This is a genomic window from Staphylococcus sp. NRL 16/872, assembly GCF_022815905.2.
Lineage (GTDB): Bacteria > Bacillota > Bacilli > Staphylococcales > Staphylococcaceae > Staphylococcus.
In genome coordinates this window covers 124,205-139,074 of the sequence record NZ_CP119327.1, presented here as the reverse complement: position 1 = coordinate 139,074, position 14,870 = coordinate 124,205, and the positions used below count along the sequence as shown (strand labels likewise).

The following is a 14,870-nucleotide window of genomic DNA, read 5'->3' as shown; positions in this document are numbered from 1 at the left end:
TGGGATTATAATGCTTATTAAAAATATTAATTTAATTGATGGAACAGGAAAAGATATACAATATAATGTTGATGTGCAAATTATAGATAACTATTTTAGACAAATAGGCAATAATTTACAAGTTAAGGATAATGATGTGATAGATGGCACTAATAAATTCTTATTGCCCGGTATGATAGATAGTCATGTACATATTATTGAAGAGATGGGGCCACTTGAACATAAATTAAGCAAACCATTTTCTTACAATTTTTATAAAGCAATCGATCATTTAAAGAGAACCGTAGATGCTGGAATTACAACAGTACGTGATGCTTTAGGCGCAGACCAAGGTATCAAAGAGGCGATACAAGATGGCAGAATTTTAGGTCCACGCTTACAAATAAGTGTCAATGCGCTAACGATAACAGGGGGACACGGTGATAAATTAACTAAGTCAGGATTTTTAGTTCCAAGTTTTCTAGAAGATTATCCTGGTATGCCTAATGGAATCTGTGATGGCGTTGAAGAAGTTCGTAAAAAAGTACGCGAAATGCTAAGAGCAGGCGCCGATGTTATTAAAGTACACGCTACTGGTGGTGTCACTAGCCCTACAGATCATCCAAACTTCACTCAATTTTCAGTTGAAGAATTAAAAGTCATGGTGGAAGAAGCTCAATTTAGAGGTAATAGAAAAGTGATGGCCCACGCTCAAGGATTACAAGGTATTAAAAATTGTATTGAAGCCGGTATTCACTCTATTGAACACGGTATTTTTCTAGATGACGAAGCAATAGAAGGTATGAAGAAAAAAGGAATGTTTTTAGTACCTACCTTATTAGCACCTGTTTCCGTCATCGAGTATGCTAAAGAGCTTGGCATGTCTGAAACCTCAATTGCTAAATCAAAAGAAGTCATTAAAGCCCATTCAGAAAGCTTTAAAAAAGCACTAAAAGCAGGCGTTAAAATTGCAATGGGCACAGATGCTGGAGTATTTAAACATGGCACAAATTTAAGAGAACTTGAATTAATGGTGGAACATGGTATGACCCCTATGCAAGCTATTGTGTCTTCTACTAAAATTGCTTCAGAATGTCTAGGTTATGACGACACGATAGGTACAATTGAAGTCAATAAAAAAGCCGATTTTATTATTTTAAATGACAATCCACTCGAGAATATTAGTATTTTAAAACATCCTCACAATATTAAAATCGTAAGTATCGATGGAAAAATCGTTAAAAATATCAGTTAAATTGATGAAAAATAACGCTAGAGTTCTTTTAGCGTTATTTTTATTTTCAAGACTATTTAGGCACTACTTAATAACGTTATAAATTAGAAATATTAATTAAAACTTTCATTCGCAACCACCAATCCATTTTCTCTTCTTTCTAATCCTTGATAAAATATGATAAATGCATTTAAATTTATGAGTATTTAAGGAGTTTAATATGAATAAAAAGATTTTTGTAATTGGAGCTGGGCTAAGTGGACTTGTAGCAGCTACAGAATTATTGAAGAAAGGTTACCATGTCACAATGTTAGACCAAGAGCCACGCCAAGCGATTGGTGGACAAGCATATTGGTCTTTTGGTGGGCTGTTCCTTGTGAACTCTAAAATTCAACAACGCCTAGGTGTTAAAGATTCATATGAATTGGCATTAAATGATTGGTTAGGTTCAGCACAGTTTGACCGTCCCGATGATGAAGACTATTGGGCGAAACAATGGGCAGAAGCATATGTAAGATTTGCGACATTTGAAAAAGAACAATATTTAAAAGATATGGGCATCCGCCTTACTCCTATTTTAGGTTGGGCAGAACGTGGTGGTTTATCTGCCTCTGGTCATGGTAATTCTGTGCCACGTTTCCACATCACTTGGGGTACCGGTCCGGGACTTGTGGAACCGTTTGTTAAATACATTTTCCAAAAAGAGCAAGAAGGAAAATTTGAATTTCTACCACGCCATCAAGTGACGGAAATTGGGATTGAGGATAATCAAGTGACGCATGTGACTGGAAACATCTTGGAGCCAAGCGAGGTTGAACGTGGCGAGAAGTCTTCTCGTACTGTTATTGATACTTTCCATTATCCAGTAGATGAATTGTTAATCACTTCTGGAGGTATTGGCGCGAATATGCCGTTAATTCGGAAATATTGGCCAAAACGTTTGGGTAACCCACCTCAAACGATGATTCAAGGCGTGCCCGATTCTACAGATGGTCGTCTTATTCAAATTACGGAAGATGCTGGGGCAAATGTAGTGAACAAAGATCGAATGTGGCATTATACGGAAGGCATTCAGAATCATAGTCCTATTTGGTCAAATCATGGGATTCGCATCATTCCTGGTCCATCTTCTATGTGGTTTGATGCTACTGGTCGTCGTATGACAGCGCCAGATTATCCCGGGTTCGATACATTGCATACGTTAGAAACGATTATGAAGACGGGTTACGATTATTCATGGTTTATCTTAACGGAAGATATTATTAAGAAAGAATTTGTGTTATCCGGATCAGAACAGAATCCAGATTTGACTGATAAAGATATTAAATTGCTAATTCAAGAACGTTTAGGCAGTAAAGCGACTTCTCCCGTTGAGGCATTTATGAATAAAGGTCCAGATTTCGTGATAGCTGATGATTTAGGGACGCTTGTTCGGAAAATGAATGACTTAGTCGGTAGCGACTTGCTTGATTATGAAGCGATTAAACATGAAATTAAAGCTCGAGACTTACAAATTGATAACAAGTTTAGCAAAGATCCTCAAATTTCGTTTATTCATAACGCACGTCAATTCTTGGGTGATAGATTAGTACGTACCGCAAAACCTCATAAAATTTTAAGTGGTAAAAATGGTAAGTTAATCGCGGTTAAATTAAATATTATTAGTCGTAAAACACTTGGTGGTATTCAAACAAATCTTGATGGTCAAGCACTTAAACATGATATGCAACCTATCACAGGTTTATATGCTGCAGGAGAAGCGTCAGGCTTTGGTGGCGGTGGCGTTCATGGTTATCGCGCGCTTGAAGGTACTTTCCTAGGCGGTTGTATCTTTAGCGGTATCCGTGCGGCTGAAGGTATTCATAATCACATACATTAAAATTCATAAATATTCACACTATAAATGGTAACTTTTCTTTTGTATAAGTTACCATTTTTTATACATTTTAGTGTAAAATGAAAAGAAAGCGTATTGTGATATAGCCCCGTGCCTCACAATACGCTTTTCCTCTATAACAACTATTTAATTTTTAATCCTCGATAACGATTCAATGTACCGATGAATTCTTGTTTGCGTGGTAAAGCTAAGTTGCCTGGGTGTCCTTCAAAGTGCGATACCGCTTCAATGCCTTCCTTTTCAATCAAAGCGTACATACGATTTGTAGCATCAATAAGATTCGTATGCTCATCTATCAGATGACGTCTAAAGTAATCAATCATTACCGTAAGGGCATTCGTCTGACTATCATCAATCAGTTGCTCTAAACCAGAAATATCGATAGCCTCTTTACCATACATGACGGTATGCAAGCCTTTCGCTTTCAAACGATCATCTTTTCCCTTTTTAGAAAATGAAGCACCTAAAGGCACACGAGCTGGAATGTCACCAAAATGAGCATTTGACTCAGCACCACGCTTATACCCATCTTCATCAGCAATTGCTTTAGCCTCGGACGTCACATCTTTCAAATGATATTCATCCATCATCAATACACGGTCTGCAACATCGAAATAATCGCCAGAACCACCCACAATGAGAATAGTAGAAACGTTATAATCGTCATAAAGTGGTTTAACTTTACTTGAAAATGGCGTAATCGGCTCTTTATCCGGCGCAATTAGCTTCTGCATGCGACCATCGCGAATCATAAAGTTAGTCGCAGATGTATCTTCATCAATTAATAATGTAGACGTTTGCGCTTCTAACGCTTCCATCACATTCGTCGCTTGAGATGTACTGCCACTAGCATTCTCTGTTGAGAAGTGAGTCGTATCTTTCTTGCCCGGCAAATTATCAATAAACGGACTGATATTCACATTTTGAATACTACGACCATCTTCAGCGCGAATCTTCATAGCATCATGGCGTGTGAGGACAAACTCTCTTCCGTCGTTAGGGATATGGTTATAAACGCCACGCTCTAAGGCTTCAATTAATGTCGATTTACCGTGATATCCACCACCAACAATGAGCGTAATACCTTCTGGAATAGACATCCCTGTGACTGCCCGACCACTAGGTAAGTTAAATGTAGTTTCTACTGATTCAGGACTCGTAAACTTAATTGCGTCTTTCATAGGTGCATCAGAGACACCGCTTTTTCTAGGTAAGATAGAATCATTGGCGACGAAAGCAACTAAGTTACGTTGTTCAAGTTGTTCTCTAATATACGTTTGATCCAGTTTTAATGTCACTTGATTCTGAAGCGCTTGTTGATTAATATTGTTGAAAATGAGTGATTGGTCAACAATTGATGGAAGTCCTTGAATTAAAGTATGCGCTGCTACTTTTCCAAGAATCTTACGCCCTGCAGCTGGCATGCCTACTTCAATACGTACTTCGATATCTTTATCGTTGATAACAACTGCAGTACGTTCCAGAATTTCTTGTCCACAATGGTCGATAAAGATTTTACCGTTTTTACCGGCGCCTTTAACCGTATGATTAAATTTCGCAGCTTGCTTAGCAAATGTTCTTGTTAGAAAGTCAGCTACTGCGATGCGTTTATCTTTCGTATCCAGTAAATTGTCTGGTATTTGCGCGATATTACGATCAATAATAAGACGCATTTTGGAAGGTGGTGCGAAAGGGTCTACTTGCACATGATCTATGGCTAATCGAAATTGATCAAAAGCATATGTACCTTTTGTTCGTTTATACGCTCCATATTTTTGGCCATCTAGAGACTTCAATGTCTTTTCAAGTTCTGTCGAGCGTTTCATAGTTATTCCTCCGTTCAGTTAGTATATACAAATTGTTTACCCAACCTACCCGGGCGTCATAACTTTATTCTAGAAATTCTTAATTTTAGGCATAAAAAATAACCATCCCTAACTTTGGTAGGTGCGGGATGGTTATATTCCAAAACTAAAGCCACCGTCTTTTTAACGGGTTTGCTGGAGCATTAGTGTTAGCGCACTAGTGCTAAAAAAGTGCAAATTTTCCTTTCTCGTACGTTCAAAGAAAAATTATAATGCAGTGTAACCACCATCAATAGTGAAGACGCTACCTTGTGTGAATGATGATGCATCAGAAGCAAGGTATACTACGATACCGCCTAATTCTTCTGGTTCACCTGGACGACCCATTGGTGTAGCGCCCATCCAGTAATCAATCATTTCTCCACCAGTATTGAACATTGGTTCAGTTAATGCTGTTTTCATGTATCCTGGCGCAATTGTATTAACTTTAATACCATATTTAGACCATTCCATCGCTAAACTTTTCGTTAACATGATAACGCCTGCTTTAGAAGCATTGTAAGATGCTTGTTCTTGTGGTTTGTTGGCGATTAAACCTGACATAGAAGATGTATTAATGATTGAACCATTACCTTGTTTAATCATTTGGCGACCTACCGCTTGTGCTACTAAGAATACGCCGTTTAAGTTTAAGTTAATGACTTTTAACCAGTTTTCGTATGATACATCTTCTGCTTTTTCATTAATTGTCATACCCGCATTGTTTACTAATACGTCAATTTTGCCGTATTCTTTAACAACGTCTTCAACCATTTTGTTAACGTCTTCAGGATTTGTAACGTCTACTTTTAATGCTGTTGTTTTGACGCCTTCATGTTCAGCGATTGCGTTAGCAGTTTCTTGAGCTAAGTCTAATTTAATATCGGCGATAACAATGTCTGCGCCAGCTTGTGCTAAAGCTTCAGCCATGGCTTTACCTAGACCCATTGCGCCTCCTGTTACAATTGCAACTTTCCCGTTAATTTTAAATTGATCAATAATGTTTGTCATGATTCTCTCACCCTTCTAATTTGATTGTGCATTAACTGCTGTATTTGATTGTGTGTTAACTGTGGTATTTACTTGTTTACTCGGTTGTTGCACTTTCATAAAGAACGTCAATATAAAGCCAACAACGTAAAGAATTGCATAAATCCAAATTGTTACTTCTGCTGATGTAAATGTAAGTGCGATACTTGCAAGTCCGTAACCAATGAAGTTACTTAAACCAGCCGCTAAGTTATGTACTGAAACGGCAGCACCTTTATGTTCAGGCACTAACGTTGGGAAAATGGCTGACATCGGCACAAACGCCGCAACTGCGAAACCTAACATTAAAGCGATTAATGTTGTCACAAATACATTTGGACCACTCCATGCTGGGAAGTAATAGAACGCTAACGTTGCTACAGCCATACCAATACAACCGAACCAACGTACTTGGCGTACCCAACCAATCTTGTCACCAATGACACCCCAGAATAAGTTAGTAAAGATTGTGACAAAGTACATTAAGCCCCATACACGTAACCATTGTGATGTTGTGAAACCAAAATCAGCCGTGTAAACGTGTGGTAAGAAAACGACTAAACCGAATAAAGATAATTGATTGATGATACGTACGACAAAGGCAACCGCTACATCTTTATTACCTAAAATCGTAATCCCACGTCCAAATTCTCTTAAAATTTCTCCTTTAGTCATGTTTTTTGCTTCAACATCTCCACCTTTATTATCGTTTACAAAGAACATGGCAATAAGTCCGCCAATTGCGATAAAGATAAGTGATGACCATAACGTACCTAATTCACCAATAAACGGAATAGTGAAACTTGGTAAATATGAACCTAATACGCCAATGCCGATTGAATACATTGCCCAGAACCAACCCATTGCTGAGGCAAGTTTGTGGCTAGGTGAAGAATATGTAATCCAAACTACAAAGCTGTAAATAAACATTGGATACGCAAATCCACGAATACCATACATAATCATCATCATTGCGTAGTTATCTTGAGCTAAACCTAACGTTAAAAATCCAACGTGGAAGATAATCCAAATAACAAATGCTAATGTCATAATACGTTTTGGACTAAAGATTTCAGCCATAACACCTGACATCCATGAAGCTACAGCAACGATTAACCCGTAAACTGTTAATACATGTCCAGCTTCTGCATTACTATAGCCAAGACTCATGATATATTTAGATAAAAATGCTTGTTCTACTCCATCGCCAGTCATAAAGATTGCTACGGCAATGTAACCCCAAATTAAAACCATAGGTAAACCTAAAAACTGGCGTTGCTGTTTTTGTAAATCATTAACCAACTTAATCCCACTTTCTACCTTTGTTTAATTGTTACTTTGATTGTTCTGAATGAAATTGTTCATGTGCAAGACGTTCAAGTGGAATGCCTTGTTTAAAGCGATCTGTGTAAGCACTGAAACTATCAATTTCCTCTTTCGTAGGTTCAATTGTTAGAGATTCCGTGCCTTTAAATGCGAAATCATTAAGATATGTTGCTAAGTTCGTTGTTTCTTCTTCAATCATGTATCTTGCTAATACTGCAATACCCCATGCGCCACCTTCACTCGCCGTCTGCATCACTAACACCGGACTTTGAAGCGCAGCCGCTAAGAATGTTTGTGCGACTTTCTCCGTTTTGAAAATGCCACCATGGCCGTACATCGAATCAATTTGAATATTTTCTTTATCTTTCAATAAATCAATACCGATTTTCAAAGTACTGAAGGCACTGTAAATATGTGTCTTCATCAAGTTGGCAAGATTGAATTTGCTATCAACAGAACGTACGAGCATTGGATAACCATGTTGCACATCTGTAATAAATTCACCTGAAATATAGCCAAAAGATAATAATTTACCTAAATCTTGGTCACCTTTTAAAGCGCTTTCAAATAACTTTGTGAAAAGTGCTCCTTTATCGTATTGCACGCCCATGGTATCTAACACTTCGCCAAATAAATCTACCCAAGCGTTAATATCAGATGTACAATTATTCGCGTGAATCATCGCAACTTCATAACCATCTGGTGTAGTGACAATATCGACTTCTGGATATACAGCTTTAATTGGTTTTTCTAAGACAATCATTGAAAAAATACTTGTACCCGCAGAAACATTACCTGTTCGTGGAGCTACACTATTTGTCGCAACCATCCCCGTTGCCGCGTCAGCTTCTGGTGCACATAAAGGGCACCCTGCTTGTAATTCACCATTTGGATCGACTAATTTAGCACCTGTTTCTGTAAGACGTCCCGCACACTCACCTGCTACGACGACTTTAGGCAAAATGTCTCGAATATCTTGGGTATACCCCTTTGCAGAAAACAGCGTATTAAAACGATCTAGAATATCTTGACGATAATCTTGTGTTTCACTGTCAATTGGGAACATACCTGAAGCATCGCCAATACCAAGCACTTTCTCATCAGTTAGATACCAATGAATATAGCCCGCAAGTGTTGTCATATAACGCACGTGCTCAACATGAGACTCTTGGTCTAAAGCAGATTGATAAAGTTGCGCGATACTCCATCGTTCTGGAATATTCACTTGGAAATCTTCACGTAAAATTTCCGCTGCCTTATTTGCATTGTTATTACGCCACGTTCTAAAAGGAACGAGTAAGTCATCCTTCTCGTCAAAAGGTAAGTAACCATGCATCATACCACTTATACCTAATGAAGCGAGTTGGGTTACAGTAGCGTCATACTTATCTTTCAATTCTTGTGTCATTGCGGCATAACTTTGTTGAATGCCAACCCAAGCATCGTTCATAGAATATGTCCAATAGCCATCGCGATAGCTATTCTCCCACTCAAAAGAACCTGTCGCTAGCGTTTGACATTGGTCATCAATAGCTATGGCTTTAATTCTTGTTGAGCCAAATTCGATGCCTACGGTTAACTTTCCATCTTCAATATATTGCTTAACTTCTGTAGAATTCATCATCTCATCTCGCTTATCTTTTTATGAAAACGTTATCACAGATTAATCCTAGCACATGCATTTTTCATGTAACAAGGCAAAATTTACAATGTTTACAATTTTTTAAAGTAAAAAAACACCTTTATCCTAGATTTACATCTATAAGATAAAGGTGACTATTTTCACTCTATATAACTTATTTTAAAATACCATGTTTCATACTCTCAATCGAAGCTAGAAATACTTCTTATTTAGATAATGCAATTTTAATATGTTCTAAATGATGTCTTTCATGCTAAGATAATTTCGCAAGTAACTCAGCGACTGACACATCACTTCCATCAGACAATGTGATTGTACGTGATAAATCCTCTTCTGTAACATGATTACCCATTTCGACAATACGTTTATTTAATCCTTCTAAAATATGAAGAGAGATATCAATAGGTAAGAATGAATCGGGCAATTCTACCCATTTATTTTGGTTAAACATAAATGCTGTAACACCTTGGTCGGTTAAAGTCATTTTCAAACGTTCATATAAATTAATTTGTGAATCTGCAATATGATGGACGAGTTGTCTTACTGTCCAACTACCTTCACGATATTGTTGTTTCAATTGTTCATCACTTAAATGATCAACTGTTTCTTTTAAATGATTAATGTAAACTTCAATTTCACTCATCCATTGTTTCACATCTACTAAAGTTGGATCTTTAGGCGCTTCAAATTGGCCAATCGGAAATCTAACATCCATACTTTACCCCCCTTAAATGTAATACTTACATTTACCCTTCTTAAATAAATTTAAAAGTGGCTTACATCGTTGAGAGTGTAAGCCACTTCTTGAAGTTATATGTTATTATCCTATGCTAAAAGTAATGGGCTTGAAAAAATAACAAAGAAAACAATTGTTAAAATTAAAGTTGCACCATTTAATAGTCTGTTGCCACTCATCATACCTAAGATGCTTGAAACTACTGATAACAGTAATACAAAGAATCCCGGTAAATACCAAAACATACTCGTAAACACAATTGAAATGGCTAATAGGAATGATAATATACATAAAATAATAGAAACTAAGTTAATACTGTTTAACCTCATCCACTTTTCCCTTTCTGTTTTATAAGTTTAAACAATATTATATACTATTTCTTTTTAAATTGTACTTAATTTAAGAAAATAATTAACATTATACACAGACATGTTTATCACATAGGCTTAGTGGAATCTCATACCACCATCAACGATAATTGTTTGTCCTGTAATGTAATCAGAATCGCTACCTGCTAAGAAGCTTACTACATTCGCAACGTCTTCTGGTTTAGATAAACGTTTTAATGTAATTTGATCAGTGAATTGTTTCCAGCCCCACTCTTCGGGTTGATTATTTTCTTTAGCTAATTTAATCGCAATACCTTCCATCATTGGAGTTTCAACGATACCTGGTGCATAGGCGTTAACTGTAATACCTTTTTCTGCTAAGTCACGTGCTGCTACTTGAGTTAAACCACGCACAGCGAATTTAGTACTACTGTATAAAGATAAGCCTTTGTTACCTTCAACCCCTGCTTGAGAAGTGGCGTTAATGATTTTACCACCATGACCTAATTTTTCAAATTGTTCTAAAGCAGCTTGAATACCCCAGAAGACACCACCAATGTTAACACCAATGACTTGGCTAAATTGTTCAGGTGTTACTGTGTCGATAGGTGTCATTGGTCCTAAACCAGCATTATTAACTAATACATTAAACTCACCGAAATGTTCTACAACACCACGTAATACATTAAAGACATTTTCACGGTCTGAAACATCTGCTTTAAAAGCTACCGCTTCTTGTCCTTCTGCTTTTAATGAAGCTGCTGCTTTTTTAGCGCCTTCTTCATTAAAGTCTACAAGTGCAACGCTAAAGCCATCTTTGAATAAACGTTCTGCAATTTTGAATCCAATACCTTGAGCTGCGCCGGTAACTACTGCAACTTTTTTCGCATTACTCATAAAAAACACCTCTTAAAATATTATTCATTTATTATATTATCACTTTTATATATTAATAATTTGAACGCTTTATGAATAATATTTGGTGCTTTGATAAGAATGATTTGGTTAAGCTTTTAAATAATTTATAAATTCTAAAACAGTAGGTTCATTATTTCTTTCCTTATTAATCATTGCTGCAAAATAAATAGAATAATCAAAAGGTTGCCCTAAAGGTAATGATTCAATCAATTCATTATTTAAGAAAGGATCATTTTCAAGCATCAAACTTGAGACAATTCCAATACCTAGACCTTCAGCAATCATACGCATCATTACTACAGGATTATTTGTACGAAAGACGATTTTTAATTCTCCATTTTCTTTTTCAAATTCTTTTAAATGATGATGATAAAAACTTCTATCATAAAGTACAAATGGATAATGTTTAATATCTTCTAAATTAATTGTGTCTTTAAAAGTAAGTTTGGATTTAGCGGGAACGATTAATTTAAAATCCGAAGAAACATTAAGTTGATGTTCAACAATATGATGATATTGCTCTCCTACTTTTTTCTTACCTATTAAACCTATATCAATTTCGTTATCTTGTACCATTTTCAATATTTCTTCTCTCTCTGCCTCTAAGACTTCCACTTCAACTTTAGGATGGTCATTTTTAAAATGCGATAACACTTTAAGCAAAAGTTTATGGAAAAGCGTTGGGATAGTTGCGATTTTAATTTTTCCTTCAATACTTGTATTAATACTTTTAATTTCTGACCATAAATCATTTTTCGCTTCTTCTATTTCAAGTATTTTGGGAATTAAACGTTTCCCTACTTCAGTAGGTACCGTACCTTTTCTTGAACGATAAAATAATTTATATCCTAATTCTTCTTCTAAATTGGCAATAGATTGACTCATTGCAGATTGGCTTATATGCATAAGCTCACTTGCGCGAATAATAGACTCTTCTTCATAAACGGTCTTCACATAACTTAACTGTTCAAAGTTCATCTCGCACCTCTTTATATCAGTTTTACTTATATTTAATTCGATAATTCTAATTATACATTAGCATTAGTTATTACTATAATAGAATTTGTATATTTAGTGAACAAATTTAAAATAAAGCATATCTTTTTTAAAAAATGATTAAGGAGGGACATCATGGGTCAGCGTTTATGGACTAAAGACTTCATATTCGTAACGATAGTTAACTTATTCATGTATCTCATACACTACATGTTAATCGTTACAATTACACAGTTTACAATTGATCAATACCACGCTTCAGAAAGTATGGGTGGCTTAGCTGCAGGTGTATTTATTATAGGTATGCTAGGTGGAAGACTAGGAGCAGGCCGTATTATTGATAACCTACAACCTAAGAATGTATTACTTGGAGGCGTCATCGCATCAGTCCTCGCGATTGCTTTATATTTCGCTATTACTAATATTTGGATTCTCATGATAGTACGTTTACTCCATGGTATCGCGTTTGGATTCTCTTCAACTGCGACGGGTACGATCTCATCTCGTATTATTCCAGAAGAACGTAAAGGTGAAGGTATTGGTTATTACGGTTTAAGTGTAACACTTGCTTCAGCTTTCGGACCATTCCTAGGTTTAGTATTAAATAATAATTTAGGTTTCTCATCTATCTTTGCGATTGGATTAGTAAGCATCATTATTTCTTTAATCTTCTCTCTTTTCATTAAAAAATTACCAATGAATACTGTTTCAGAAGATGAAGAAATTGTTAAACCTAAAGGTATTAATGCTTTCTTACAAAAAGAAGCATTACCCATTTCAATGGTTGTTGTTTTAGTAGGTGTAGCTTACTCAAGTGTACTGTCATTCTTATCTATTTATGCAGACTTACTTCACTTAGTCACTGCATCAAGTTTCTTCTTTGTTGTATTTGCAGTTGCAACATTCGTTACTCGACCATTTACAGGTAAGGTTTATGATAATTTTGGGGAAAATAAGGTAATGTACCCAGTATTAGTCAGTTTCGCTATTGGCTTAGTTATTTTAAGTATGACGCATACACCATTAGCATTATTAGTCGCAGCAGCATTTGTTGGCTTTGGTTACGGCACGATTATTCCAACAGCTCAAGCTATCGCTATTCAACAATCACCAGCAAGCAAAATGGGCTTAGCGACTTCAACATTCTATATCTTTGTTGACTTTGGTGCTGGTATGGGACCATTTATCCTTGGTCTATTTATTCCATATATTGGTTACCGTAACTTATACCTAGCAATGGGCGTATTACTTGTAATAGCTATTATTGTTTACTTCTTTGTACACGGTAGACATCACAAACATCCGTTTAAAAAAGCAACTAAAGAAGCCAAATAAACAAATATTAATCAAAAAGCAAGACCGTTTTTCCAAATTACGGTCTTGCTCTTTTTGTTGTTATATCAATACTCATTAGACATCCTTCCTACTAACTTCAGACAAACGTCAGTCTTACCCTTATAATATTTTAATAACCAATTACCAATGCAATAGACATTGCAACAGCACAAATAAACACCCATAAAAGGATCAATTTCCAAACGAATTTAATCCATTCTGTGTATGAAATACGACCTACGGCTAATGCTCCTATAAGAATTGCTGATGTTGGAAATAATATATTACTAATTGAATCACCATATTGAAAGGCGAGTACTGTAAGTTGTCGATTGATATGCAGTAAATCAGATATAGGTACCATTAACGGCATAGTTGTTAAGGCTTGTCCAGATCCAGAAGGGATAAAAAAGTTGAGTAAAAACTGTAAAATGAACATGGCAATAATGACTAAAGAGGCAGGTACATTTGATAATAATGTGGTCATACCATGAACGATTGTATCGATAATTTTTCCATTTTCCAGAATAACCACAATACCTTTCGCAAAACCTACAATCATTGCTCCAAATAATATATTCTGCATGCCTTCAATTAAAGCATCAAATGTTCCATTTAAGCCTAAACCACTTACTAGCCCAGCTATGATACCAGAAAGTAAGAAATTGGCACTCATCTCATTAAATGTCCAATCAAACATAAAAATACCAAATACATTGAATAAAATCGTCGCCACAATAATTAACAAACTAAAAGCTTGTCGTTTACTAAAATGTTGATATTCAACTTTTTGGTTTGTATGACCTTCTTCTTGTTCTAAATGATAAACAATACTTTTCGTTTTATCCTTTTTAACTTTACGTGCATATAACATTACGGTTGAAATTGCAGCTGTCAAAATAAACAAGTAAATAATAGTACGCAGTCCCCAGCCAGAGAACATGGGCAATTCTGCTACTGTTTGTGCTACACCAACTGTAAATGGATTTAACATACCACCACTAAAACCACTTGCCGCGCCTAAAATAACCATAGCAGCGCCTGTCAATGCATCATATCCTAATGTACGGGCGATAATAATACCGATAGGGACAAATATAATCGTTTCTTCAGCCAAACCTATAGTAAATCCTAAAATTGAAAATATCGTCATTGTTAAAGGAATCATTAAAAAATTAGCTTTACCTAGTGTTCTCATTGCCTTATTAACACCATTTTCAAATGCGCCTGTTTTGTGAATAATGCCAAACGCACCACCTACTAAAAAGATATAAAACACAATTTCTCCACCACTAATCAAACCTTCAGGAATGGATCTAAATATTTCTAAAAAGTTCAAATGCGCAGAATCAACAGTGTGATATGTACCAGAAACAACTAAAGTCTGTCCCCCTTTCTTTTCTCTTGTGTATTCACCTGCTGGAATAATATACGTTAGTAACCATGCTAGACCGACCACAAACATTAATAACGCATAAGTATGCGGTGTTTTTAATTTAAATTTGGTTGATTTGTTTTCTCCCATCCTTATCAGCACCTTTATTCATTTTAAAATTGATTGAATTTTACAAAAATTATTATTTTTATCATACCCTTATTTAGAAC

At 35.9% G+C, this 14,870-nt stretch carries 12 protein-coding genes; 3 read left to right on the top strand and 9 right to left on the bottom strand.

Annotated elements, in window-relative coordinates; all coding sequences use genetic code 11:
- The first annotated feature begins 10 nt into the window (after positions 1 to 10).
- Together MT340_RS00670 and MT340_RS00665 are read left to right on the top strand one after the other, a co-directional pair.
- Complete coding sequence (locus MT340_RS00670; RefSeq protein ID WP_243603474.1) at positions 11 to 1,234, top strand: metal-dependent hydrolase family protein; 1,224 nt, start codon at positions 11 to 13, stop codon at positions 1,232 to 1,234.
- A 199-nt stretch (positions 1,235 to 1,433) separates the two neighbouring features.
- Positions 1,434 to 3,092: an FAD-binding dehydrogenase gene (locus MT340_RS00665; RefSeq protein WP_243603473.1), complete on the top strand. Its 1,659-nt coding sequence runs from the start codon at positions 1,434 to 1,436 to the stop codon at positions 3,090 to 3,092.
- Positions 3,093 to 3,232: 140 nt separating this feature from the next.
- On the opposite strand, the gene MT340_RS00660 is transcribed toward MT340_RS00665, so the two are convergent.
- From MT340_RS00660 to MT340_RS00625, 8 genes are all read right to left on the bottom strand, one after another.
- Positions 3,233 to 4,936: an ABC-ATPase domain-containing protein gene (locus MT340_RS00660; protein WP_243603472.1), complete on the bottom strand. Its 1,704-nt coding sequence runs from the start codon at positions 4,934 to 4,936 to the stop codon at positions 3,233 to 3,235.
- A gap of 246 nt (positions 4,937 to 5,182) precedes the next feature.
- The gene (locus tag MT340_RS00655) at positions 5,183 to 5,965 is read right to left on the bottom strand and encodes a glucose 1-dehydrogenase (RefSeq protein WP_243588327.1); all 783 of its coding nucleotides are present in this window, start codon (positions 5,963 to 5,965) and stop codon (positions 5,183 to 5,185) included.
- Positions 5,966 to 5,980: 15 nt separating this feature from the next.
- Complete coding sequence (locus tag MT340_RS00650; protein ID WP_272107456.1) at positions 5,981 to 7,285, bottom strand: MFS transporter; 1,305 nt, start codon at positions 7,283 to 7,285, stop codon at positions 5,981 to 5,983.
- Positions 7,286 to 7,316: 31 nt separating this feature from the next.
- On the bottom strand, positions 7,317 to 8,930 hold the full coding sequence (locus MT340_RS00645; RefSeq protein WP_243603471.1) for a xylulokinase: 1,614 nt from the start codon (positions 8,928 to 8,930) through the stop codon (positions 7,317 to 7,319).
- Between the two features lie 274 nt (positions 8,931 to 9,204).
- Positions 9,205 to 9,666: a YfiT family bacillithiol transferase gene (locus MT340_RS00640; protein WP_243603470.1), complete on the bottom strand. Its 462-nt coding sequence runs from the start codon at positions 9,664 to 9,666 to the stop codon at positions 9,205 to 9,207.
- 110 nt (positions 9,667 to 9,776) lie between these two features.
- The gene (locus MT340_RS00635) at positions 9,777 to 10,016 is read right to left on the bottom strand and encodes a hypothetical protein (RefSeq protein WP_243588324.1); all 240 of its coding nucleotides are present in this window, start codon (positions 10,014 to 10,016) and stop codon (positions 9,777 to 9,779) included.
- 117 nt (positions 10,017 to 10,133) lie between these two features.
- Entirely contained in the window at positions 10,134 to 10,913 is a 780-nt protein-coding gene (locus MT340_RS00630) for a (S)-acetoin forming diacetyl reductase (RefSeq protein WP_103365461.1), read from the bottom strand.
- Between the two features lie 108 nt (positions 10,914 to 11,021).
- Positions 11,022 to 11,912, bottom strand: coding sequence for a LysR family transcriptional regulator (locus MT340_RS00625; RefSeq protein WP_243603469.1), 891 nt, complete (start codon positions 11,910 to 11,912; stop codon positions 11,022 to 11,024).
- Positions 11,913 to 12,065: 153 nt separating this feature from the next.
- Here MT340_RS00625 and MT340_RS00620 point away from each other — a divergent pair, with 153 nt between their 5' ends.
- Positions 12,066 to 13,265 (top strand): MFS transporter, encoded by a 1,200-nt coding sequence (locus tag MT340_RS00620; protein ID WP_243588322.1) that lies wholly within the window; start codon positions 12,066 to 12,068, stop codon positions 13,263 to 13,265.
- 130 nt (positions 13,266 to 13,395) lie between these two features.
- On the opposite strand, the gene MT340_RS00615 is transcribed toward MT340_RS00620, so the two are convergent.
- Positions 13,396 to 14,790: a YfcC family protein gene (locus MT340_RS00615; protein WP_243603468.1), complete on the bottom strand. Its 1,395-nt coding sequence runs from the start codon at positions 14,788 to 14,790 to the stop codon at positions 13,396 to 13,398.
- Between the last annotated feature and the right edge of the window lie 80 nt (positions 14,791 to 14,870).